Raw genomic sequence first — 18,878 nt, forward strand, 5'->3', positions numbered from 1 at the left:
CTATGCCCACAATTGCCCAGTTAATCAGACACGGTAGAATTTCGAAAAAGAAGCGAAGTAAGTCTCCGGCTTTAAAAGCTTGTCCTCAAAGGAGAGGCGTATGTATCCAAGTGCGTACGATGACGCCGAAGAAACCTAACTCTGCGCTGCGTAAGATTGCCAGGGTCAGGCTGACAACGGGCTTAGAAGTTACTGCCTATATTCCGGGTGAAGGGCATAATCTTCAGGAGCATTCCATTGTTATGGTCAGAGGCGGCAGGGTTAAAGATTTACCCGGTGTGCGTTACCATATTATCAGAGGCACATTGGATGCTTCAGGGGTTAACGCCCGCAGAAGAGGGCGCTCTAAATACGGAGCCAAGAGGCCAAAAGCGGCTTAATAATTTATACCCCGCGCTTATAAGGTATTGCGCGGGTGTGCCCTTGTGGGCAAAGGATAATCGATGAGAAGAAGAAAAGCGCAGGAAAAAGTTATTCTAGCAGACCCTAAATATAACAGCAAAATAATCGCCAAGTTTATGAATATGGTTATGGTCGACGGAAAGAAGGCTGTGGCGGAAAAATTAGTTTACAGCGCTTTTGATATTGTGCTCAAGAATTTAAATGAGCAGGATATTTTAAAAGTATTTTATAAGGCATTAGATAATGCCCGGCCGCGCCTGGAAGTAAAACCGCGCAGGGTTGGCGGGGCTACTTATCAGGTGCCGATAGAAGTAAGGCAGGAGCGCGGCACCTCCATTGCCTTGCGTTGGATCAGGGATTTTGCCCAGAATAGAAAAGGCAAGCCTATGCAGGAAAAATTAGCCGATGAAATTATCGCCGCGTACAAGGGCGAGGGTTCGGCAATCAAAAAGAGGGATGATACGCATAAGATGGCTGAGTCCAACAAGGCCTATGCGCATTTTAGATGGTAAATAGTTCCCGCCTCAAATTATTCGGCGGGATTAATTCGCGCATTAACTTACTCACACTGTCGTGTTCGTAAGTTAAGCGCTCATTAAATGAGAAAGATTCCTTTAGATAAAATTAGAAATATCGGAATAATTGCCCACATCGACGCCGGAAAAACTACGACCAGCGAGCGTGTTTTGTTTTATACTGGTAAAAATTATAAGATTGGCGAGGTGCATGACGGGGCAGCGACTATGGACTGGATGGTCCAGGAGCAGGAAAGGGGCATTACGATTACCGCCGCCGCGACTACTTGTAAATGGAAGGATATCACGATTAATTTAATTGATACTCCGGGCCACGTGGATTTTACCATTGAAGTGGAAAGGTCATTGAAGGTTTTAGACGGTGCGGTGGTTGTTTTTTGCGGAGTCGGAGGGGTTGAACCGCAATCAGAAACCGTATGGCGCCAGGCGGACCGTTATGGCGTGCCAAGGATCGCCTTTGTCAATAAGATGGACCGCACAGGTTCGGATTTTTTTGCGGCAATTGACCAGATGCACCAAAGACTAGGAGCCAATGCCGCGGCAATCCAGCTTCCGGTTGGCCGGGAAGGCGGTTTTAACGGGCTTGTAGACTTGGTTGAGAAAAAATTGATTCATTATGAAGATGAACTCGGGAAAGAATTTGAGATAAAAGAAATTCCGGAAGATTTAATTGCCGATTTTGAAAAACACCGTATGATCCTGGTGGAAAAAGTTGCCGAAGCGGATGATAAAATTATGGAAGATTATTTACAGGGTAAGGTTGTAACTAATGAAGAGTTAAAAGCGGCCATCCGCAGAAGCGTAATTGCAAATAAATTTGTGCCGGTCCTTTGCGGATCGGCTTTTAAAAATAAAGGCGTGCAAATGGTCTTGGATGCGGTAAAGGATTATCTGCCTTCTCCGGTTGATGTGCCCCCGGTAAAAGGCACAAATCCGGATACGGGGGAATTCGAAGAGGTAACCGCAAGCGATGAAGCTCCTTTTACTGCCTTATGTTTTAAGGTAGCCTCAGATCCTTTTGTCGGCAAAATCTATTTTACAAGAATGTATTCGGGAACGCTTGCTTCGGGAACTTATATTTACAATGCTACTAAAAGAGAAAGAGAGCGTGTGACTAAAATTGTTAAAATGCACGCTAACCACCAGGAGGTTACGGACAGTATTTCTACGGGCGATATTGCCGCGCTGGTGGGTTTAAAAGATACCAAGACCGGTGACACTTTATGCACGGAAAAAAACCCGATTCTTATTGAAGCCATGCGTTTTCCGGAACCGGTTATTCAGCAGGCAATTGAGCCTAAGAGCAAGGATGCCCAGGAGAAACTGGGTATTGCCATGCATAAGTTAGAAGATGAAGATCCGTCATTTCGGGTTACTTATAATCAAGAGACCGGACAGACCCTGATTGCCGGTATGGGCCAGCTGCATTTGGAAATTATTATTGACCGGATTTTACGCGAGTTTAATGTTGAGGCTACGGTTGGGGCTCCGCAGGTTGCCTACCGGGAGACAATCAAGAAAAGTGTTCCTAGCGTCGGAAAATTTATTTCCCAATCCGGCGGCCGCGGGCAATACGGCCATTGTGTCATTGAGATGAGTCCGCAAGAGACTCCGGGCACAGGCATAACCTTTGAAGATAAAATAAAAAGCGGCGCTATCCCGCGTGAATTTATCCCGGCGGTAAAACAGGGCGTAATGGGCGCGGCTAAGAATGGCGTTTTGGCCGGTTATCCGGTTACCGATGTCAAAGTTGTTTTGGTCGACGGTTCATTTCATGAAGTCGATTCTTCGGAATTGGCATTTAAAATGGCAGGTTCCCTGGCTTTTCAGGATGGGATGAAAAGGGCCAAGCCAGTTTTATTAGAACCGATTATGGATATTGAGGTAGTTGTGCCCGAAGAATTTATGGGACAGATTATCGGTGATTTAAGCAGCCGGCGCGCAAAAATAATTGCCCTTGGTCAGAGGTTAAATTTACGTACCATCCGTGCCAATGTTCCGTTGTCGGAAGTTTTTAATTACGCAACGGTAATAAGATCCTTGACACAGGGCCGTGCATCATATACAATGGAACCTTCCTTTTACAGCGAAGTTCCAACACAGGTAGCGGAAAAAGTTATTCAAGGCTCAACAAACACAAAAGAAAGAAAGACATTTTAAAAAAACACACCCCGCGCTTATAAGGTATTGCGCGGGTGTGCCCTTAGGGGCAAGGAGGATAAGAAATGGCTAAAGAAAAATTTGTAAGGAGTAAGCCGCACGTCAATATCGGGACCATCGGGCACATCGATCACGGTAAAACTACCCTTACTGCTGCTATCTGCAATGTTCTTTCCAAGCTTGGAAAAGCTACTGCCAGAGATTACGCGGATATTGCTAAAGGCGGAACAGTGCGCGATGACACAAAGGTTGTTACCATCTCTGTTGCTCACGTCGAATATGAAACAGACAGCCGCCATTACGCCCATATCGACTGTCCGGGCCATGCGGATTATATCAAGAATATGATTACCGGTGCCGCCCAGATGGATGGGGCAATTTTGGTTGTTTCAGCAGCTGACGGCCCGATGCCTCAGACCAGAGAACATATACTTTTGGCCCGCCAGGTAAATGTGCCGGCGATGGTCGTGTTTATGAATAAGGTTGATTTAGTGGATGACAAAGAGCTTTTGGATCTGGTTGAGATGGAAATAAGGGATCTTTTAACCAAATACGGATATCCGGGGGACAAAACGCCGATTATCCGCGGTAGCTCAAATAAAGCTTATGCGGCAACCGATCCTAATAGCCCAGAGGCCAAACCGATTTTGGATTTAATGAAAGCGGTTGATGAGTTTATTCCTCTTCCTCCCAGAGAGTTAGACAAGCCTTTACTGATGGCAGTCGAAGATGTTTTCAGTATTGAAGGTAGAGGGACTGTGGCAACCGGAAGAATCGAGCGCGGTAAGGTTAAAGTTGGCGAGGAAGTCGAGATTATCGGTTTAAGGCCGGAACCCAAGAAATCCGTAGTTACCGGAATCGAAATGTTCCGTAAGCTTTTGGATGAAGGCCAGGCTGGTGATAATGTTGGTTTGCTTTTAAGAGGCGTAGAAAAGAATGATGTTGAGCGCGGAATGGTTATTGCGGCTCCCAAATCTATTCACCCGCACACGAAATTCAAGGCTCAGGTTTACATCCTGACCAAAGAAGAAGGCGGAAGGCACACTCCATTTTTTAAGGGGTACAGGCCGCAATTCTATTTCCGTACAACAGATGTAACCGGTACAGCCGGTCTTCCGGCTAACGTGGAAATGGTTATGCCCGGGGATAATGTGGCTTTGGATGTCGAGTTAATTACTCCGATTGCCATTGAGAAGGAATCACGTTTTGCTATCCGTGAAGGCGGCCACACCGTAGGAGCAGGCGTAGTTACCGAGGTTATTGCATAAACAATGAATACGCAAAAGATTCGCATTAAATTAAAAGCCTATGATCACCGGCTTTTAGATCAGGCAGTTATCGAGATCGTGGATACCGTTAAGCGCACCGGGGCTAAGATTTCCGGCCCCGTGCCGCTTCCCACAAAAAGGGAGATTTATACGGTGCTGCGTTCGGTGCACGTTGATAAAAAATCACGTGAACAGTTTGATTTATCTACCCATAAACGCCTTATTGACATCTTTGAACCTACAGCTAAGACCATCGATTCATTAAGGAAATTAAACCTGCCTGCAGGAGTGGACGTAGAGATCAAGTAGTAAATCAAAGACGGATAAATTAAATGATTGGTTTGATTGGTAAAAAAATTGGAATGACTCAGGTGTTTGCCTCGGATAACAGCCAGGTTGGGGTTACGGCTATCCAGGCCGGGCCTTGCCCGATCCTGAGGGTTATGGATAAGAATATCCAATTGGGTTTTGATTTGGCAAAAGAAAAAAGTGTAAAGAAGCCGCAATTGGGGCTTTATAAAAAATTAAATATTGCTCCGCGTAAGGTGATTAAAGATATTTCAAAAGAAGCTAATGTTGAATATAAAGTGGGGGATGAGCTTAAAGTTGATCTTTTTGCCGAAGGCGATTTTGTGGATGTCCGCGGGACTTCCATTGGAAAAAGTTTCCAGGGTGGTATGAAGCGTTGGCATTGGAAGGGTGGTCCGAGAACCCACGGTTCAACTTCGCACCGCCGGGTTGGCTCCATTGGTTCCAGCACTACTCCCGGCCGTGTCTTTAGGGGGCATCATATGCCCGGGCACATGGGCGCCAAAAACGCAACGGTACAAAACTTAAAAGTGATCAAAGTAGATTTAGAAAATAATCTTTTGTTGGTTGAGGGAGGGGTTCCCGGATTTAAAAATGGGTATCTAGTAGTTACCAAATCTTTTAAAAAGAAAGCAAAGAAAGCGGCAGTGAAAAAATAATATGTTTACCTTACCCGTATATAATAGCCAAGGCGCGGAAGTTGAGACGATAAAACTCGATGCCGCAATTTTTGACGCAAGCCTGAATACCAATAGCTTGCATCAGGCTATTGAAGGTTACCGGGCTAACCAGAGAAAAGGATTGGCTTCAACTAAGACCCGCGGCGAAGTTTCCGGAGGCGGTAAGAAACCCTGGAAGCAAAAGGGGACAGGGCGTGCCCGCGTAGGTTCCACGCGTTCTCCTCTTTGGAGGCATGGCGGGGTAGTTTTTGGCCCGCATCCGCGCGATTTTTCTTATGATGTCCCGCAAAAAATCAAGGCCGCGGCTTTAAAAACAAGTTTAAATCTTAAGCTCAAAGAAAATAATTTTGTGGTCTTGGATGATTTTAAAATCGATGCGCCCAAGACTAAGGAGGCGGTAAAGGTATTTACTAATTTAAAATTATTTTCCGCAAAAGATAAAAAAATAAAAAAGGTTTTATTCTTAACGCATAAACTGGATGGCCAATTAAAAGTGTCCTTAAAGAATATTGGTTTCTTAACGGTAAATTTGGCTTCTGACTGCCATGCTTACGAAGTAATGAATAATCAAAAGCTGCTGATCACTAAAGCCGGATTAACGGATTTGACTAAGAGGTTAAAGTAATGACCGCAATTACCGCGATAATTAAAGCACTTTTACAGACTGAAAAATCAAGCACCTATTTGCCTAAAGGCAAGTATCTTTTTTTGGTAGATAATTCTGCGAATAAGATCCAGATTAAAAGAGCCGTGGAGCAGGCTTATAAAGTTAAGGTTAAGGACGTCAATACCTTTGTTTCTATGGGTAAACTTAAAAGGGTAAGGCATCAATTGGGACGCACATCCGACACGAAAAAAGCCGTAGTTACTTTAGTGGCCGGGCAAAAAATAGAGGTAGCATAATATGGGGATCATTAAATTTAAACCGACAACACCAAGCCGCAGGCATATGAGCGGGCCGGATTTTTCCGAGATCACTAAGAATAAACCGGAGCGTTCCTTGCTGGTCGCGCTTAAGAAAACCGGCGGAAGAAATTCTTACGGCCGGATCACGACCCGCCATATCGGCGGCGGGCACAAGCGCATGCTGCGGATAATTGATTTTAAACGCAACATCTACGATCAGCCGGCAAAGGTTATTGCCATTGAATATGACCCTAACCGTTCCGCCAGGATTGCTTTGGTTGAATACCCAGATAAGCGCAAGAGCTATATTATTGCTCCCTTGGGGCTTAATGTGGGAGATATGGTTATTGCCAGTGATCAGAAAGATATTGAAATTAAAATCGGGAATTGCCTTCTTCTGCGTAATATTCCTTCCGGTACCTTGATTCATAATATTGAGTTATTTAAGGGCAAGGGCGGCCAAATTGTGCGCGGGGCAGGAACCAGCGCCCAGATTATGGCTAAAGAGGCGGATATGGCGCATATCCGATTGCCTTCCGGAGAGGTCAGGTTAGTAAGTTTAGATTGTCATGCTACTATTGGACAGATCGGTAATATCGATCATGACGCGATTGTTTTAGGCAAAGCCGGCAAGAGCCGCTGGCTGGGGATTAAACCTTCAGTAAGAGGAGTAGTAATGAATCCGTTTGACCATCCTCACGGCGGCGGAGAAGGCAAAAGCGGGCAGGGCAATCCGCATCCGGTTACTCCCTGGGGCAAGCCGACTAAAGGTTATCGTACCAGGAATCGTAATAAGTATTCTAATAAATTTATCGTTAAAAGAAGGAAGCCATAATTATGCCGCGCTCACTGAAAAAAGGACCGTACGTGGAGGAAAGTTTATTAAAAAAGATAGAAAAGCAGACCAAAGCCGGATTGCGCCAGGCAATTAAAACCTGGAGCAGGCGCTCGACGATCCTGCCGGATTTTGTGGGATTGACCTTTGCGGTTTACGACGGCAAAAAGCACGTTCCGGTTTTTATTACCGAAAATATGGTCGGCCATAAATTAGGGGAATTTTCCCCTTCCAGGATCTTCAGGAAGCACGGTGGTATTAAGGCCAAGAAAGCGCTGGAAAAGACATAAAATGATTTCAAAAGCCGAAGGAAAATTTTTAAGGATTTCACCCAGCAAGGTGCGTATCGTTGCCGATCTTATCCGCGGCAAGGATGCCCTCCAGGCGCAAAGCATCCTGCTGCATTTGAATAAAAGATCAAAAGAGTTCCTCATAAAAATATTGAAATCCGCGATCGCTAACGCTAAAGTCAAGGGTTTTGCGGCCGAGAAATTGTATATTTCCAAGATTGTTTGTAATCCCGGGCCGATGTGGAAAAGATTTAAGGCCGCTGCTTTTGGCCGGGCCGCATCAATAGTTAAGCGTACAGTACATATAAAAATTGAGTTGGATTTAAAGCCGGGGGAATAATTCATGGGACATAAGGTAAGTCCGTTATTGTTAAGGATTGGTTTTATAAGGCAGTGGCATTCGCGTTGGTTTGCCAAAACCAAAGATTTCCCGCTGTTTATTCAGCAGGATTATAAGATTAGAAAATTTATTAAAAGTAAATTTAAGCAGGCAGCGATATCCAAAATTGTTATTGAGAGGCTGGCCGAAAGGATTAAGATCCGCATATTCTCTGCCCGTCCGGGAATTATCATCGGCCGGCACGGTTCAGATATTGAGCGGCTGCGCTCGGATTTAAATGGCTTAGTTAAAAATGAGCTGTCCATCGATATCCAGGAAGTAAATAATCCCGCCTGGGATGCGCAATTAGTCGCAGAAAACATTGCCTTACAGCAAGAGAAGAGGATTGCTTTTCGCCGGGCGGTAAAAAGAGCGATGGAGCAGTCAATTCAGGCCGGAGTAAAAGGTATCCGGGTCAGCTGTTCCGGCCGGCTTAACGGCGCGGAGATGGGCCGTAAAGAAACATATAAAATCGGCAAAGTTCCTTTGCAAACTTTACGTGCGGATATTGATTACGGTTTTGCCGAAGCCCTTACTACCTACGGTTTAATCGGAGTAAAGGTTTGGATTTATAAAGGCGATATATTAGGAAAGCAGTTTGTTCAGGAGGAAGTTAAAAGCGCTCAAGCCGGCGGACAGCCTAAAGAAGCTTTTAGGCCCGCAGGACAACAGCGTTAGAGCAAGGAGCTTGCCCTACCTCGTAAACTCGGTAGGACATCGCTAGATAAAGGATTAAAGGTGCTCGAATGGTTTTAATGCCCAAGAGGGTTAAATATCGTAAATTGCAAAAAGGCCAGAGGCGCGGGATAGCCACTACCGGCTCAACCTTGGCTTTCGGAGAATTTGGTTTAAAGTCTCTGGATAACGGATGGATTAAAAATACGCAAATTGAAGCTGTGCGCGTGATTTTGGCGCGCCAGCTGCATAAAGGCGGTAAATTATGGATCAGGATATTTCCGGATAAATCCATAACCAAGAAACCGGCAGAAGTGCGTATGGGCAAAGGTAAAGGCGACCTCGATCATTGGGTTGCCGTAGTGAAAAGAGGGCGCATACTTTTTGAATTAGGGGGAGTTCCACAGGAGTATGCTAAATCCTGTTTCCGCCTGGCAGCCTATAAGATGCCGCTGCGCACAAAATTTGTAACCAGGGTGCATAAATAACATGAAACCGCAGGAATTAAGAGATTTACCGACAGGTGAGTTGTTAGAGAAAGAAAAGGCTCTTTATGCCGAACTGTCTAAGTTAAATACGCAGCGTTACACGGGCAATGTGGAGAAGCCGCATCGGTTTGCGCTGTTAAAGAAGGATATCGCCCGCATTAGGACAGTCTTAAAGGGAAAGAAAGATAAATAATATGGGTAAACAAAAAGAATTCATCGGGATAGTAACCAGCGACAAGATGCAGAAAACCGTGGTGGTCAAGACCATGCATTTAACCAGGCATGCCAAATATTCTAAAACAGTCAAGCTGCGCAGTAAGTTTAAGGCCCACGATGAAAAGGGTATCGCCAAGCTTGGGGATATGGTGAGCATAGCCGAAACCCGCCCCCTGTCAAAAGATAAGCGTTTTATAGTCAAGGCAGTGCTTAAGAAAGCCGCAAGTATGCATTTGGTAAATCCTGAGGAGATTGCATAAATGCTTCAATTACGCAGTATTTTGGATGTGGCCGACAATACCGGAGCCCGCAAGGCTTCGCTAATCTGTGTATTGGGAAAAATGGGCAGTTTTAATGCAGATATCGGAGATGTGGTAAGGGTTAACATCAAGGAATCTATACCCGGGGCCACGGTGAAAAAAGGAGAGATGGCCAGGGCGGTAATCGTACGTACCAGGCGGGATATCCGAAGGCCGGATGGCTCCATATTGCGTTTTGACCGTAATGCCATCGTAATCCTTGACGATAAAGATAACCCCAGGGGCACGCGCGTCTTTGGCCCGGTTGCCCGCGAGTTAAGGGATAAGAATTTTAATAAAATAATTTCTTTAGCGCCAGAGGTAATTTAATGCAAAAAATCAAGAAGAATGATATTGTCCAGATAATTAAAGGCAAGGATAAAGGTAAGCAGGGAAAAGTAATCAGTGTTATTGAGGGTAACCGGCGCGCCATAGTTGAAGGCTTAAACCTTGCCAAGAAACACAAGCGCCAGAGCCGTCAGGACCAGAAGGGCGGGATAATTTCAATAGAGATGCCCGTCAGCGTAGCTAACCTTATGGTTTTCTGCAAGCATTGTTCAAAGGCTTCCCGTACCGGTTCAATAATTTTAAAAGACGGAACAAAATCAAGATTTTGTAAAGCTTGTAAAGAGGCGCTATAATATGATACCTAGGCTATTAGAAAAATACCGTAATGAAATTGTTCCCAAGTTAATGGAAGATTTTAAGCTTAAGAATAAGATGGCCGTGCCCGTAGTCGATAAGATCGTCGTCAACATGGGTATTGGCGAAGGCACTCAGGATGTTAAAATGTTGGAGAAATCCGTGGATGAGCTGGGCAATATTACCGGCCAGAAACCGATTATCCGCCGGGCAAAAAAGGCCATTGCTAATTTCAAAGTCAGGCAAGGCCAGGCGGTCGGCGCCAAGGTTACCTTAAGAAGGGCGATGATGTATGAGTTTATGGACCGTTTGCTGAATATCGCTCTCCCCCGTATCCGTGATTTCCGCGGTGTTTCCCCGGATTCATTTGATCAAGGTTATAATTATACCCTGGGTTTAAGCGAGCAGATTATCTTTCCGGAGATTGAGTACGATAAAATTACCCGCACTCAGGGGATGGATATTACTTTTGTGATCAAGAATGCCAAGAATACCGAGCAGGCAAGAAGTTTACTCCGTTATTTTGGCATGCCCTTTAAGGCTAAGGAAGAAAAATAAAAAATGGCAAAGAATTCACAAATCGCAAGATGGAAAAGAAAACCTAAGTTTTCAACTCGTAAATACAATCGTTGTTCAATTTGCGGCAGAAGCGGCGGTTACTTAAGAAGGTTCCAGCTTTGCCGTATTTGTTTTAGAGAGCTGGTTTGGCAGGGGCTTATCCCCGGCGTTAAAAAAGCCAGCTGGTAGATTACACCCCGCGCTTATAATGAATTGCGCGGGTGTGCCCGTGTGGGCTAGGAGAATAAATGTCCAGGACAGATTTAATTGCAGATGTTTTTACAATCATCCGTAACGCCATATTGATTAAACAGGATACCGTGGATCTTCCGGCTTCCAGCAACATCAAATCGATTATGGCTATTCTAAAAAAGAATGAGTATATCGATAATTTTAAACTGATCGAAGATAAAAAGCAGGGATTGGTGAGGGTTTATTTAAAATATACCGCCGGAAAATCAGCTATCCGTAATATTAAACGGGTCTCCAGGCCCGGTTTAAGGGTTTATGCCCGGGGAAAAAAGATTCCCACCGTTTTACGCGGCAGGGGGCTGGCGATTGTTTCAACTTCCAAGGGTGTAATTACCGATAAGGAAGCCAGAGAGTTGGGCGTGGGTGGCGAAGTTATTGGTTATATTTGGTAAGGAATGGCACCCCGCGCTTATAAGGTATTGCGCGGGTGTCCTCTAATTGAGGAAAAAATAAATGTCTAGGATTGGAAAAAAACCGGTAACAATACCAAAGGATGTCAAGATTGAAGTTAAGGATAGGGAGGTTTTTGTCCAGGGCCCTAAAGGTAAGCTTAGCCGTAAGTTAACTGACCGGATTAATGTCGAGATTAAAGATACCCAGCTTTTGGTTACCAGGGTAGCCGATACTAAGGTGGATAAATCCATGCATGGATTATACCGGGCCCTGATCGTGAATATGATTAAGGGTGTAACCGAAGGTTACCTTAAGGAGTTGGAGATCATCGGCGTGGGATTTAAAGCCGCGGTAGCCGGGGATAAATTAAACCTGGCTTTAGGTTTTTCCCATCCGGTAAATTTTGCCATTCCCGCCGGAATTAAGATTGAAACTCCTAAGCCTACGCAGCTGGTCATCAGAGGCATTGATAAGGAGTTAATCGGAGAAGTGGCAACTGAAATCCGCGCAATTTTTCCTCCTGAACCTTATAAGGGCAAAGGGATTCGTTTTGTAGGGGAGCATGTAAAGAAAAAGATCGGAAAAGCGCAGGCAACCGGTAAATAAAATGAGAAAAAAAGAAGAGTTAAGGCTTAAGCGGCATAAAAGAATCAAGATGAAAATGTTGGGTACCGCCGAGAAACCCCGGCTGGTGGTGCACCGTTCTTTAAAGAATATTTCCGCCCAAGTTTTAGATGATACCATAGGAAAGGTTTTGTTTTCTCTTTCCACTAAAGACAAATCTTTGAAACAGAAATTTTCCAGCGCCGGAAACGTACAATCAGCGGAGCTTTTTGGCCAATTATTTGCCCAAACGGCAAAGGAGAAAGGGTATAGCAAGGTAATTTTTGACCGGGCAGGATATCTTTATCACGGCAGGATTAAATCTTTTGCCGATGCATTAAGAAAAGGCGGAATGGAGTTTTAAATTATGCGTGAATTAACTATCGGACAGCAATCGGATTTGGTGGAAAAGGTTATTAGTATTAACCGGGTTACCAAAGTAACTAAGGGCGGGAAAAAGCTGCATTTCAGCGCTTTAGTCGTTGTGGGGGATACTAAAGGCAGGGTTGGTTTTGCTTTGGATAAAGCCAATGAAGTGGCTGAAGCTATCCGCAAATCTTTAACCAAGGCCAAGAAGAGCCTGTTTAAGATTCCTCTTGAAGGAGCGACTATTCCGCATGAGATAATCGGTAAATTTGGGGCCGCCAGTGTTTTGCTTAAGCCGGCATCAGAAGGTACGGGTGTTATTGCCGCCGGCCCGGTGCGGGCAATCTGTGAGGCCGCCGGGATCAAAGATATACTCACTAAGTGTTTAAAGTCGAATAATCCGATTAATGTTATTAAGGCTACGATGCAAGGGTTAAGGAGCCTAAAGGCCTAAAAATAAAAATGAAAGAAAAAAAATCCGAAAGTAAATCCGTAATTAAAAAACCGGCGGTAAAAAAGATTGTAAAGAAAATTGCTCTTCCAGAGGCCAAGAAGGAGGCCGCGGTAAGTTTGGTTTCTTTGCATAATCTAAAAAGCCCCTTTGGTTCGCATAAAAAAAGAAAACTCTTAGGCCGCGGTTCCAGTTCCGGCCATGGCAAAACCTCAACCCGCGGAAGTAAAGGCCAGACCTCCCGCGCCGGCAGGCATTTTTATTTAGGTTTTGAAGGAGGCCAGTCTCCGCTTATCCGCAGAATGCCCAAACGCGGGTTTGTGAGTAATTTTAAAAAAGTTTATCAGATTGTCAATTTGGCGGACCTGAATTCGATTAAAGAGGCTCTGATCACCCCGCTTATTTTAAAAGAAAAAGGTTTAATCAAAAATGAATCTGCGTTGATTAAGATACTGGGAAACGGCAGCATTAAGAATGCGGTGACTATCCAGGCGCATGCATTTTCAAAACGTGCATCTTCGGAGATCGCCAGCGCCGGTGGCAAAGCAGAAATCATAAATGTTTAACGCGCTAGTTAATGCGTTTAAGATCCCGGATTTAAAGAGGCGCTTAATTATCACCGGCGCCCTGATTGCGGTTTACCGCGTAGGCTGTTATATTCCTACTCCCGGCATTGACGGGGCGGCCTTGGCGGATTTTTTTAACCGTATTGCTAAGACCCAAGGCGGTACGCTCTTTGGCATAATTAATATGTTTTCCGGCGGCGCGATGGAACGTTTAACTATTTTTGCCCTGGGGATAATGCCGTATATTTCATCCTCCATTATTATGCAGCTGCTCACTGCGGTAGTGCCGGCTTTTGAAAAATTGGCCAAAGAAGGCAAGTCCGGATACGAAAAAATAAATCAGTTTACCCGTTACGGAACGGTCCTCTTGTCGGTCATTCAATCCTATTTCATCGCTCTTTGGCTTGAGAATCCGGCTCGTTTTGAAGGCTTGCAAATTGTGATGCACCCGGGTTGGGGATTCCGGATTTTAACGGTTTTAACCCTTACCACTGGAACAATTTTTATTATGTGGCTGGGTGAACAGATCCAGGAGCGGGGTATCGGCAACGGTATTTCCCTGGTGATTACCGCCGGTATTATTTCGCGTATTCCTACGGCGCTCAACCAACTCTTTGTTTTAATTTCTCCGTTTGCGCCCAGCCGCAGGCAGATTCAACCGGTTACTTTATTGATTATGGCTTTTTTATTAGTGGTCGTGGTATTTTCGGTAATCATGATTACGCAGGGTGTGCGCAAGATTCCTGTGCAATATGCCCGCAGGATCGTCGGGCGCAAGATTTACGGAGGGCAGAGCACCTATATACCGCTTAAGGTGGATACTTCCGGAGTTATCGCGATTATTTTCGCGCAGTCAATTATATTGTTTCCGGCCACCCTGGCTTCTTTTATTCCGAATCCCGGTTTTCAACGCTTGGCCCAAAGTTTAATCCGCGGACAGGTGCTTTATTCGGTGGTTTATGCTCTTTTGATAATTTTCTTCTGTTATTTTTATACGGCCATTGTTTTTAATCCCAATGACCTGTCTGAAAATATGAAAAAGTACGGCGGTTTTATTCCCGGAATCCGGCCCGGCGCGCCTACCGCTGAATTTCTTGATTACGTGATGACCAGGATTACTTTGGCCGGCGCCTCCTTTATTGCGGTTATCGCGATTTTTCCGGATTTTATTATGGCCTGGTTAAAGGTGCCGTATCTGGTGGCTTCATTTTTCGGCGGCACGGGTGTTTTGATTATTGTCGGAGTAATGCTGGATACTTTAAAACAAATTGAGTCGCATCTATTGACGCATCATTACGAAGGTTTTATCAAAAGCGGGCAAATCAGAGGAAGAAGATAATAATGTATCTAGTACTTTTAGGTCCTCCCGGGGCAGGTAAAGGCACTCAGGCAAAAAGACTGGCCGAAAGATTGGCCCTGCCGCATATATCTACCGGAGATATCTTGAGGCAGAATGTTAAGGATGGTACGGATTTAGGTAAGCAAGCCAAGGGTATTATGGATAAGGGCTTGCTTGTGCCGGATGAGCTGGTCGCTAAAATGCTGGATGAACGTTTCAATAATCCGGATACAAAAAAAGGTTTTATCCTCGATGGATACCCCAGAACATTGGCTCAAGCCAAGACCCTGGATGAGATTTTGAGCCGCAAGAGATTGGCGGTGGATTTGGTAGTTTATTTAAATACCAGCGATGAGATAATCATCAAGCGGCTTACCGGAAGGCTGGTTTGTTCTAAGTGCGGAGCAAACTTTCACGTGGTGAATATGCCTCCTAAAGTTAAGGGAGTATGCGATAGCTGCCAAGGATCTTTATACCAGCGTTCCGATGATAATGAAATAACGGTACGTAAGCGCCTGGAAGTTTATAAGAATGAAGTTGCTTCTTTGATAGAGTATTACACCCGAACCAAAAAACTGCACAGTTTGAATGCGGATTTGGATCCGGCGGTAGTTTTAGAACAGATCATTGCGTTAAGCGCCAAGGCCTAAATGATTTCCCTGAAGTCGCCAAAAGATTTAGAGATGCTCAAGCGCTCAGGGCAGATTTTGGCTGCGGTTATGCGCAAGGTTGAAAAAATCGTGCAGCCGGGGATCACGACTTTAGATATTGACCGCTTAAGCGAAGAATTGATTGTTAAAGAAAATGCTCTTGCGGCTTTTAAGGGGTATAAAGGTTTTCCGGCAGCTTCTTGTGTTTCCGTAAATGAAGAGATTGTCCACGGGATTCCCGGGCCAAGGGTGCTCCTGGAAGGGGATATCGTCAGCATAGATTTAGGAGTAAACTACCAGGGTTATTTTTCGGATATGGCGGTAACTTTGGTAGTCGGTAAAATAGATGAAGGCAAGAAAAAGTTAATCGCGGTAACAAAGCAGTCGCTTGATATAGGCATCAAACAAGCGCGGGTAGGAAACAATTTAACTGATATTTCTCATAGTATTCAAAGTTTTGTTGAGGCGCAGGGATTCTCGGTGGTCAGGCAATTTGTCGGCCATGGCATCGGAACTGCTTTGCATGAGGATCCTGAAATTCCTAATTTTGGACAGCCGCACTCAGGCCCGCTTTTAAAAAGCGGGATGGTCTTGGCTATTGAGCCGATGATTAATATGGGCGGCTGGGAGTGCCTTATTCTTGATAATGGTTGGACAGCAGTAACTAAAGATGGCGCTGCATCCGCGCATTTCGAACACACTGTAGCCGTTACCGATAAAGGGCCGTTAATACTGACAGAATAGTATGCCAAAAGAAGAACTGATTGAGACAGAAGGAAAAATTATCGAAGCGCTGCCCAATGCCATGTTTAAAGTTGAACTTGAGAATGGGCATGTGGTTTTAGCGCATGTCTCAGGAAAAATGCGGATGAATTTTATCAGGATCCTTCCGGGTGATAAAGTCAAGTTAGAGCTTTCTCCTTATGATTTAAGCCGGGGGAGAATTACTTTTAGGGTGAGGTAGATGAAAGTTAAAGCGTCGATCCGTAAAATTTGCGATAAGTGTAAAATAATAAAAAGAAGAGGGGTAGTGCGGGTTATTTGCGTAACTACTAAACATAAACAGAGGCAAGGATAACACCCCGCGCTAGGCAGCGCAGTGTGCACTTGTGATCAAGGAGTAGATATGCCAAGAATTATCGGTGTGGATATACCTAAAGAAAAAAGAATTGAGATTGCCCTTACTTATTTATATGGTATAGGCCGGGCGCTTTCAAATGTTGTGCTTAAAGAAGCCGGGATCAATCCGGATAAGCGGGCCAAGGATTTGAGCGAAGAGGAGGTCTCCCGGATTACCAATATCCTGCAAAAGGGGTCATTAAGAGTCGAAGGGGATTTACGGCGCGATATATCGCAGAATATTAAGCGTCTTATGGATATCGGTTCTTGGAGGGGCATGCGCCATAAGAAAGGCCTTCCGGTTAGAGGGCAGCGCACGCGTACTAACGCGCGCACCAGAAAAGGCAAGAAGAGAGTAAATCTTGCTCCGATAAGAAAAGCCGAACCGGCAAAAGCTGCTAAACCTGCCGCTAAATAAGGAGTATAAATAAAATGGCGACAAAAGATAACGCAAAGAAGAAAAAAATCGCACGGGGCATAACCAGCGGTATTGCCCATATTCAGGCAAGTTTTAACAATACGATTATTTCAATAACCGACAAGCAGGGAAATGTTTTGGCTTGGAGCGCTCCCGGAACCGTTGGTTACAGCGGTTCTAAGAAGTCTACTCCGTTTGCCGCCCAGGTTGCGGCAACGGATGTTGCCCGCAAGGCCAAAGAAGTCGGTGTCAAGGAATTGGAAGTTTATGTGAAGGGTCCGGGGTTCGGCAGAGAGTCGGCAATCCGGGCGCTTCAGGCAGCAGGTTTGGTGGTAACTTTGATTAAGGATGTAACTCCTATTCCTCATAATGGTTGCCGTCCCAAGAAGAAAAGGAGAGTCTAACTTATGGGCCGTTATACTGGTGCAGTTTGCAGGTTATGTCGCAGGCAGGGAGAAAAACTGTTTTTAAAGGGGACCCGGTGTCAGACTGAAAAGTGTGCCGCCAGCAAAAGAGCGTATCCGCCGGGCCAGCATGGGCAGGGCAGAAGGCAGAAGCTTTCTAACTACGGAGTGCAGCTGAAAGAGAAACAGAAGGTTAAAAGGATTTACGGGGTTTTGGAAAGGCAGTTTCGTAAATATTTCAAGATTGCCTCAAAGACTAAAGGGGTAACCGGTAAGGTGCTTTTGCAATTGTTAGAGCGCAGGCTGGATAACGTGATCTTCCGTATGGGCCTGGGTATTTCCCGTTCACAGGCGCGCCAGATTGTCAGGCACAATTTAGTGGCGGTTAATTCCCGCAGGGTAAATATTCCGTCATATTTAGTGGATAAGGATGATCTGGTTGAAATTAAAGCTAAGGATAAAGCTAAAATTAAGATTAAAGATAATCTGGAGCTTTCTAAAGACAGGACTGTTCCCGGCTGGCTTGAATTCAACGCAGCGCAGATGAGAGCAAAAGTTGTCAAGCTTCCTGAGAAAACCGATATTCAACAGCCGATACAAGAGCAGTTGATCGTTGAGTTGTATTCCAAGTAAAAATAGAATCAATCTGTAGTTTTATTAAATACAATTGGGGGGATAATATGGGAATAAAATGGAGAGATTTTCAGTTTCCTAAGAAACTTGAATGTGATGAGTCGACATATACTGAGACATATGGAAAATTTCAGGCGGCTCCTTTTGAAAGAGGATACGGGGTAACCCTGGGTAACTCTTTAAGAAGGGTCTTGCTTTCATCCATCGAAGGCAGCGCGGTTACGGCAATTAAAATTGCCGGAGTCTCCCATGAGTTTTCCACTATACCCGGGGTACTTGAGGATGTGCCGGAGATTATCTTAAATATCAAAAGCCTGGTTTTGAATTCCCACTCCAAGATCCCCAAAACAATTTATTTGAAAGCGGATAAAAAGGGGGAGGTTAAGGCCAAGGATATCCAGGCGGATGAGACAATCGAGATCATTAATCCCGAGCTGCATATCGCCACCCTTACCAAGGATACCAAGCTTTATATCGAAATGGAAGTCTCCCGCGGCAGAGGTTATGTTGCGGCTGAATTGAATAAAAAAGAAGATAAAGTCGCCGGTTTCATTGCCGTGGATTCAATATTCACGCCGATTAAGAAGATCAACTATTATGTCGAAAATACCCGCGTAGGCCAGCGCACGGATTACGATAAGCTGATCCTTGAGATCTGGACCAATGGCAGCATTAGCCCTAAAGATGCCCTGCTCTATGCTTCCAATATTTTACAAAGGCATTTGGATATTTTTGTAAGTTTTGGCCAGCTTCCCGAGGATGTCGCTGAAGAGGAACCGGAGATGACCAAGGAAGATACGGCTTTGTATGAAAAATTAAGGCTGCCGATTTCTGAGCTTGAGCTTTCCGTGAGAAGCTCCAATTGCTTAAGAGAAGCCGGAATAAAAACTATCGCTGATCTGGTTAAGAGAACTGAAGATGAGATGCTCAACTTTAAGAATTTCGGCAAGAAGTCGCTTACCGAGATTCAGGAGCTGCTTATGGGTATGGGGGTTAGTTTAGGGATGCAGGTCGATCCCAAGAAAATGAAGAAGGGCTAAA

At 44.9% G+C, this 18,878-nt stretch carries 33 protein-coding genes; all 33 read left to right on the plus strand.

The window, feature by feature from the left end; genetic code table 11:
- Positions 1-2 precede the first annotated feature (2 nt).
- The 33 genes from rpsL to PHG87_01130 all read left to right on the plus strand — a co-directional run bounded on the left by rpsL (position 3) and on the right by PHG87_01130 (position 18,877).
- Complete coding sequence (rpsL, locus tag PHG87_00970) at positions 3-380, plus strand: 30S ribosomal protein S12 (GenBank protein MDD5476772.1); 378 nt, start codon at positions 3-5, stop codon at positions 378-380.
- Between the two features lie 63 nt (positions 381-443).
- Positions 444-914: a 30S ribosomal protein S7 gene (rpsG, locus tag PHG87_00975; GenBank protein ID MDD5476773.1), complete on the plus strand. Its 471-nt coding sequence runs from the start codon at positions 444-446 to the stop codon at positions 912-914.
- Between the two features lie 87 nt (positions 915-1,001).
- Positions 1,002-3,098, plus strand: a complete 2,097-nt coding sequence (gene fusA / locus PHG87_00980) for an elongation factor G (GenBank protein MDD5476774.1) — start codon at positions 1,002-1,004, stop codon at positions 3,096-3,098.
- A 65-nt stretch (positions 3,099-3,163) separates the two neighbouring features.
- Positions 3,164-4,366 (plus strand): elongation factor Tu, encoded by a 1,203-nt coding sequence (gene tuf, locus PHG87_00985; GenBank protein MDD5476775.1) that lies wholly within the window; start codon positions 3,164-3,166, stop codon positions 4,364-4,366.
- Between the two features lie 3 nt (positions 4,367-4,369).
- On the plus strand, positions 4,370-4,675 hold the full coding sequence (rpsJ, locus tag PHG87_00990) for a 30S ribosomal protein S10 (GenBank protein MDD5476776.1): 306 nt from the start codon (positions 4,370-4,372) through the stop codon (positions 4,673-4,675).
- 23 nt (positions 4,676-4,698) lie between these two features.
- A complete protein-coding gene (gene rplC / locus PHG87_00995) occupies positions 4,699-5,334 on the plus strand; it encodes a 50S ribosomal protein L3 (GenBank protein ID MDD5476777.1) in 636 nt (211 codons plus the stop codon).
- Position 5,335: 1 nt separating this feature from the next.
- Entirely contained in the window at positions 5,336-5,980 is a 645-nt protein-coding gene (gene rplD / locus PHG87_01000) for a 50S ribosomal protein L4 (protein ID MDD5476778.1), read from the plus strand.
- Positions 5,980-6,258 (plus strand): 50S ribosomal protein L23, encoded by a 279-nt coding sequence (gene rplW, locus PHG87_01005; GenBank protein ID MDD5476779.1) that lies wholly within the window; start codon positions 5,980-5,982, stop codon positions 6,256-6,258. Before rplD ends, rplW begins: the two co-directional genes overlap by 1 nt.
- Before the next feature lies 1 nt (position 6,259).
- The gene (gene rplB, locus PHG87_01010) at positions 6,260-7,096 is read left to right on the plus strand and encodes a 50S ribosomal protein L2 (protein MDD5476780.1); all 837 of its coding nucleotides are present in this window, start codon (positions 6,260-6,262) and stop codon (positions 7,094-7,096) included.
- 2 nt (positions 7,097-7,098) lie between these two features.
- Positions 7,099-7,386 carry a 30S ribosomal protein S19 gene (gene rpsS / locus PHG87_01015; protein MDD5476781.1) on the plus strand — a complete coding sequence of 96 codons (288 nt, stop codon included), beginning with the start codon at positions 7,099-7,101 and terminating at the stop codon, positions 7,384-7,386.
- Position 7,387: 1 nt separating this feature from the next.
- On the plus strand, positions 7,388-7,726 hold the full coding sequence (gene rplV / locus PHG87_01020) for a 50S ribosomal protein L22 (GenBank protein MDD5476782.1): 339 nt from the start codon (positions 7,388-7,390) through the stop codon (positions 7,724-7,726).
- Positions 7,727-7,729: 3 nt separating this feature from the next.
- The gene (gene rpsC / locus PHG87_01025) at positions 7,730-8,443 is read left to right on the plus strand and encodes a 30S ribosomal protein S3 (protein MDD5476783.1); all 714 of its coding nucleotides are present in this window, start codon (positions 7,730-7,732) and stop codon (positions 8,441-8,443) included.
- A gap of 68 nt (positions 8,444-8,511) precedes the next feature.
- Entirely contained in the window at positions 8,512-8,928 is a 417-nt protein-coding gene (rplP, locus tag PHG87_01030) for a 50S ribosomal protein L16 (protein MDD5476784.1), read from the plus strand.
- Position 8,929: 1 nt separating this feature from the next.
- Positions 8,930-9,121, plus strand: a complete 192-nt coding sequence (rpmC, locus tag PHG87_01035) for a 50S ribosomal protein L29 (GenBank protein ID MDD5476785.1) — start codon at positions 8,930-8,932, stop codon at positions 9,119-9,121.
- 1 nt (position 9,122) lies between these two features.
- Positions 9,123-9,404, plus strand: coding sequence for a 30S ribosomal protein S17 (rpsQ, locus tag PHG87_01040; GenBank protein ID MDD5476786.1), 282 nt, complete (start codon positions 9,123-9,125; stop codon positions 9,402-9,404).
- Positions 9,405-9,773: a 50S ribosomal protein L14 gene (gene rplN / locus PHG87_01045; GenBank protein ID MDD5476787.1), complete on the plus strand. Its 369-nt coding sequence runs from the start codon at positions 9,405-9,407 to the stop codon at positions 9,771-9,773.
- Positions 9,773-10,084 carry a 50S ribosomal protein L24 gene (gene rplX, locus PHG87_01050; protein ID MDD5476788.1) on the plus strand — a complete coding sequence of 104 codons (312 nt, stop codon included), beginning with the start codon at positions 9,773-9,775 and terminating at the stop codon, positions 10,082-10,084. The genes rplN and rplX overlap by 1 nt, the downstream gene beginning before the upstream one ends.
- A 1-nt stretch (position 10,085) precedes the next feature.
- Positions 10,086-10,643 (plus strand): 50S ribosomal protein L5, encoded by a 558-nt coding sequence (gene rplE / locus PHG87_01055; GenBank protein ID MDD5476789.1) that lies wholly within the window; start codon positions 10,086-10,088, stop codon positions 10,641-10,643.
- A gap of 3 nt (positions 10,644-10,646) precedes the next feature.
- Positions 10,647-10,832 (plus strand): type Z 30S ribosomal protein S14, encoded by a 186-nt coding sequence (locus PHG87_01060; protein ID MDD5476790.1) that lies wholly within the window; start codon positions 10,647-10,649, stop codon positions 10,830-10,832.
- A 59-nt stretch (positions 10,833-10,891) separates the two neighbouring features.
- Positions 10,892-11,287, plus strand: coding sequence for a 30S ribosomal protein S8 (gene rpsH, locus PHG87_01065; GenBank protein MDD5476791.1), 396 nt, complete (start codon positions 10,892-10,894; stop codon positions 11,285-11,287).
- Positions 11,288-11,348: 61 nt separating this feature from the next.
- Positions 11,349-11,894, plus strand: coding sequence for a 50S ribosomal protein L6 (gene rplF, locus PHG87_01070; GenBank protein ID MDD5476792.1), 546 nt, complete (start codon positions 11,349-11,351; stop codon positions 11,892-11,894).
- Position 11,895: 1 nt separating this feature from the next.
- Positions 11,896-12,255, plus strand: a complete 360-nt coding sequence (rplR, locus tag PHG87_01075; GenBank protein MDD5476793.1) for a 50S ribosomal protein L18 — start codon at positions 11,896-11,898, stop codon at positions 12,253-12,255.
- Positions 12,256-12,258: 3 nt separating this feature from the next.
- Positions 12,259-12,711, plus strand: a complete 453-nt coding sequence (gene rpsE, locus PHG87_01080; protein ID MDD5476794.1) for a 30S ribosomal protein S5 — start codon at positions 12,259-12,261, stop codon at positions 12,709-12,711.
- Between the two features lie 116 nt (positions 12,712-12,827).
- Entirely contained in the window at positions 12,828-13,274 is a 447-nt protein-coding gene (gene rplO, locus PHG87_01085) for a 50S ribosomal protein L15 (GenBank protein ID MDD5476795.1), read from the plus strand.
- On the plus strand, positions 13,267-14,613 hold the full coding sequence (gene secY, locus PHG87_01090; GenBank protein MDD5476796.1) for a preprotein translocase subunit SecY: 1,347 nt from the start codon (positions 13,267-13,269) through the stop codon (positions 14,611-14,613). The genes rplO and secY overlap by 8 nt, the downstream gene beginning before the upstream one ends.
- A 2-nt stretch (positions 14,614-14,615) precedes the next feature.
- A complete protein-coding gene (locus PHG87_01095) occupies positions 14,616-15,263 on the plus strand; it encodes an adenylate kinase (protein ID MDD5476797.1) in 648 nt (215 codons plus the stop codon).
- Positions 15,264-16,007 carry a type I methionyl aminopeptidase gene (gene map / locus PHG87_01100; GenBank protein ID MDD5476798.1) on the plus strand — a complete coding sequence of 248 codons (744 nt, stop codon included), beginning with the start codon at positions 15,264-15,266 and terminating at the stop codon, positions 16,005-16,007.
- A gap of 1 nt (position 16,008) precedes the next feature.
- Positions 16,009-16,227: a translation initiation factor IF-1 gene (gene infA / locus PHG87_01105; GenBank protein ID MDD5476799.1), complete on the plus strand. Its 219-nt coding sequence runs from the start codon at positions 16,009-16,011 to the stop codon at positions 16,225-16,227.
- A complete protein-coding gene (rpmJ, locus tag PHG87_01110; protein MDD5476800.1) occupies positions 16,228-16,341 on the plus strand; it encodes a 50S ribosomal protein L36 in 114 nt (37 codons plus the stop codon).
- Positions 16,342-16,389: 48 nt separating this feature from the next.
- Entirely contained in the window at positions 16,390-16,800 is a 411-nt protein-coding gene (rpsM, locus tag PHG87_01115) for a 30S ribosomal protein S13 (protein MDD5476801.1), read from the plus strand.
- A 14-nt stretch (positions 16,801-16,814) separates the two neighbouring features.
- Positions 16,815-17,204: a 30S ribosomal protein S11 gene (rpsK, locus tag PHG87_01120; protein ID MDD5476802.1), complete on the plus strand. Its 390-nt coding sequence runs from the start codon at positions 16,815-16,817 to the stop codon at positions 17,202-17,204.
- Positions 17,205-17,207: 3 nt separating this feature from the next.
- Complete coding sequence (rpsD, locus tag PHG87_01125) at positions 17,208-17,837, plus strand: 30S ribosomal protein S4 (GenBank protein ID MDD5476803.1); 630 nt, start codon at positions 17,208-17,210, stop codon at positions 17,835-17,837.
- 47 nt (positions 17,838-17,884) lie between these two features.
- Entirely contained in the window at positions 17,885-18,877 is a 993-nt protein-coding gene (locus PHG87_01130; GenBank protein MDD5476804.1) for a DNA-directed RNA polymerase subunit alpha, read from the plus strand.
- Position 18,878: the final 1 nt, after the last annotated feature.

It is taken from the genome of Candidatus Omnitrophota bacterium (assembly GCA_028716245.1).
Taxonomy (GTDB): domain Bacteria; phylum Omnitrophota; class Gorgyraeia; order Gygaellales; family Profunditerraquicolaceae; genus UBA6249.

What these genes read in the sequence shown, in the direction of transcription:
- rpsL (MDD5476772.1), top strand. Translation starts at nt 3, where the DNA reads ATGCCCACAATTGCCCAGTTAATCAGACACGGTAGAATTTCGAAAAAG.
- rpsG (MDD5476773.1), top strand. Translation starts at nt 444, where the DNA reads ATGAGAAGAAGAAAAGCGCAGGAAAAAGTTATTCTAGCAGACCCTAAA.
- fusA (MDD5476774.1), top strand. Translation starts at nt 1,002, where the DNA reads ATGAGAAAGATTCCTTTAGATAAAATTAGAAATATCGGAATAATTGCC.
- tuf (MDD5476775.1), top strand. Translation starts at nt 3,164, where the DNA reads ATGGCTAAAGAAAAATTTGTAAGGAGTAAGCCGCACGTCAATATCGGG.
- rpsJ (MDD5476776.1), top strand. Translation starts at nt 4,370, where the DNA reads ATGAATACGCAAAAGATTCGCATTAAATTAAAAGCCTATGATCACCGG.
- rplC (MDD5476777.1), top strand. Translation starts at nt 4,699, where the DNA reads ATGATTGGTTTGATTGGTAAAAAAATTGGAATGACTCAGGTGTTTGCC.
- rplD (MDD5476778.1), top strand. Translation starts at nt 5,336, where the DNA reads ATGTTTACCTTACCCGTATATAATAGCCAAGGCGCGGAAGTTGAGACG.
- rplW (MDD5476779.1), top strand. Translation starts at nt 5,980, where the DNA reads ATGACCGCAATTACCGCGATAATTAAAGCACTTTTACAGACTGAAAAA.
- rplB (MDD5476780.1), top strand. Translation starts at nt 6,260, where the DNA reads ATGGGGATCATTAAATTTAAACCGACAACACCAAGCCGCAGGCATATG.
- rpsS (MDD5476781.1), top strand. Translation starts at nt 7,099, where the DNA reads ATGCCGCGCTCACTGAAAAAAGGACCGTACGTGGAGGAAAGTTTATTA.
- rplV (MDD5476782.1), top strand. Translation starts at nt 7,388, where the DNA reads ATGATTTCAAAAGCCGAAGGAAAATTTTTAAGGATTTCACCCAGCAAG.
- rpsC (MDD5476783.1), top strand. Translation starts at nt 7,730, where the DNA reads ATGGGACATAAGGTAAGTCCGTTATTGTTAAGGATTGGTTTTATAAGG.
- rplP (MDD5476784.1), top strand. Translation starts at nt 8,512, where the DNA reads ATGGTTTTAATGCCCAAGAGGGTTAAATATCGTAAATTGCAAAAAGGC.
- rpmC (MDD5476785.1), top strand. Translation starts at nt 8,930, where the DNA reads ATGAAACCGCAGGAATTAAGAGATTTACCGACAGGTGAGTTGTTAGAG.
- rpsQ (MDD5476786.1), top strand. Translation starts at nt 9,123, where the DNA reads ATGGGTAAACAAAAAGAATTCATCGGGATAGTAACCAGCGACAAGATG.
- rplN (MDD5476787.1), top strand. Translation starts at nt 9,405, where the DNA reads ATGCTTCAATTACGCAGTATTTTGGATGTGGCCGACAATACCGGAGCC.
- rplX (MDD5476788.1), top strand. Translation starts at nt 9,773, where the DNA reads ATGCAAAAAATCAAGAAGAATGATATTGTCCAGATAATTAAAGGCAAG.
- rplE (MDD5476789.1), top strand. Translation starts at nt 10,086, where the DNA reads ATGATACCTAGGCTATTAGAAAAATACCGTAATGAAATTGTTCCCAAG.
- PHG87_01060 (MDD5476790.1), top strand. Translation starts at nt 10,647, where the DNA reads ATGGCAAAGAATTCACAAATCGCAAGATGGAAAAGAAAACCTAAGTTT.
- rpsH (MDD5476791.1), top strand. Translation starts at nt 10,892, where the DNA reads ATGTCCAGGACAGATTTAATTGCAGATGTTTTTACAATCATCCGTAAC.
- rplF (MDD5476792.1), top strand. Translation starts at nt 11,349, where the DNA reads ATGTCTAGGATTGGAAAAAAACCGGTAACAATACCAAAGGATGTCAAG.
- rplR (MDD5476793.1), top strand. Translation starts at nt 11,896, where the DNA reads ATGAGAAAAAAAGAAGAGTTAAGGCTTAAGCGGCATAAAAGAATCAAG.
- rpsE (MDD5476794.1), top strand. Translation starts at nt 12,259, where the DNA reads ATGCGTGAATTAACTATCGGACAGCAATCGGATTTGGTGGAAAAGGTT.
- secY (MDD5476796.1), top strand. Translation starts at nt 13,267, where the DNA reads ATGTTTAACGCGCTAGTTAATGCGTTTAAGATCCCGGATTTAAAGAGG.
- PHG87_01095 (MDD5476797.1), top strand. Translation starts at nt 14,616, where the DNA reads ATGTATCTAGTACTTTTAGGTCCTCCCGGGGCAGGTAAAGGCACTCAG.
- map (MDD5476798.1), top strand. Translation starts at nt 15,264, where the DNA reads ATGATTTCCCTGAAGTCGCCAAAAGATTTAGAGATGCTCAAGCGCTCA.
- infA (MDD5476799.1), top strand. Translation starts at nt 16,009, where the DNA reads ATGCCAAAAGAAGAACTGATTGAGACAGAAGGAAAAATTATCGAAGCG.
- rpmJ (MDD5476800.1), top strand. Translation starts at nt 16,228, where the DNA reads ATGAAAGTTAAAGCGTCGATCCGTAAAATTTGCGATAAGTGTAAAATA.
- rpsM (MDD5476801.1), top strand. Translation starts at nt 16,390, where the DNA reads ATGCCAAGAATTATCGGTGTGGATATACCTAAAGAAAAAAGAATTGAG.
- rpsK (MDD5476802.1), top strand. Translation starts at nt 16,815, where the DNA reads ATGGCGACAAAAGATAACGCAAAGAAGAAAAAAATCGCACGGGGCATA.
- rpsD (MDD5476803.1), top strand. Translation starts at nt 17,208, where the DNA reads ATGGGCCGTTATACTGGTGCAGTTTGCAGGTTATGTCGCAGGCAGGGA.
- PHG87_01130 (MDD5476804.1), top strand. Translation starts at nt 17,885, where the DNA reads ATGGGAATAAAATGGAGAGATTTTCAGTTTCCTAAGAAACTTGAATGT.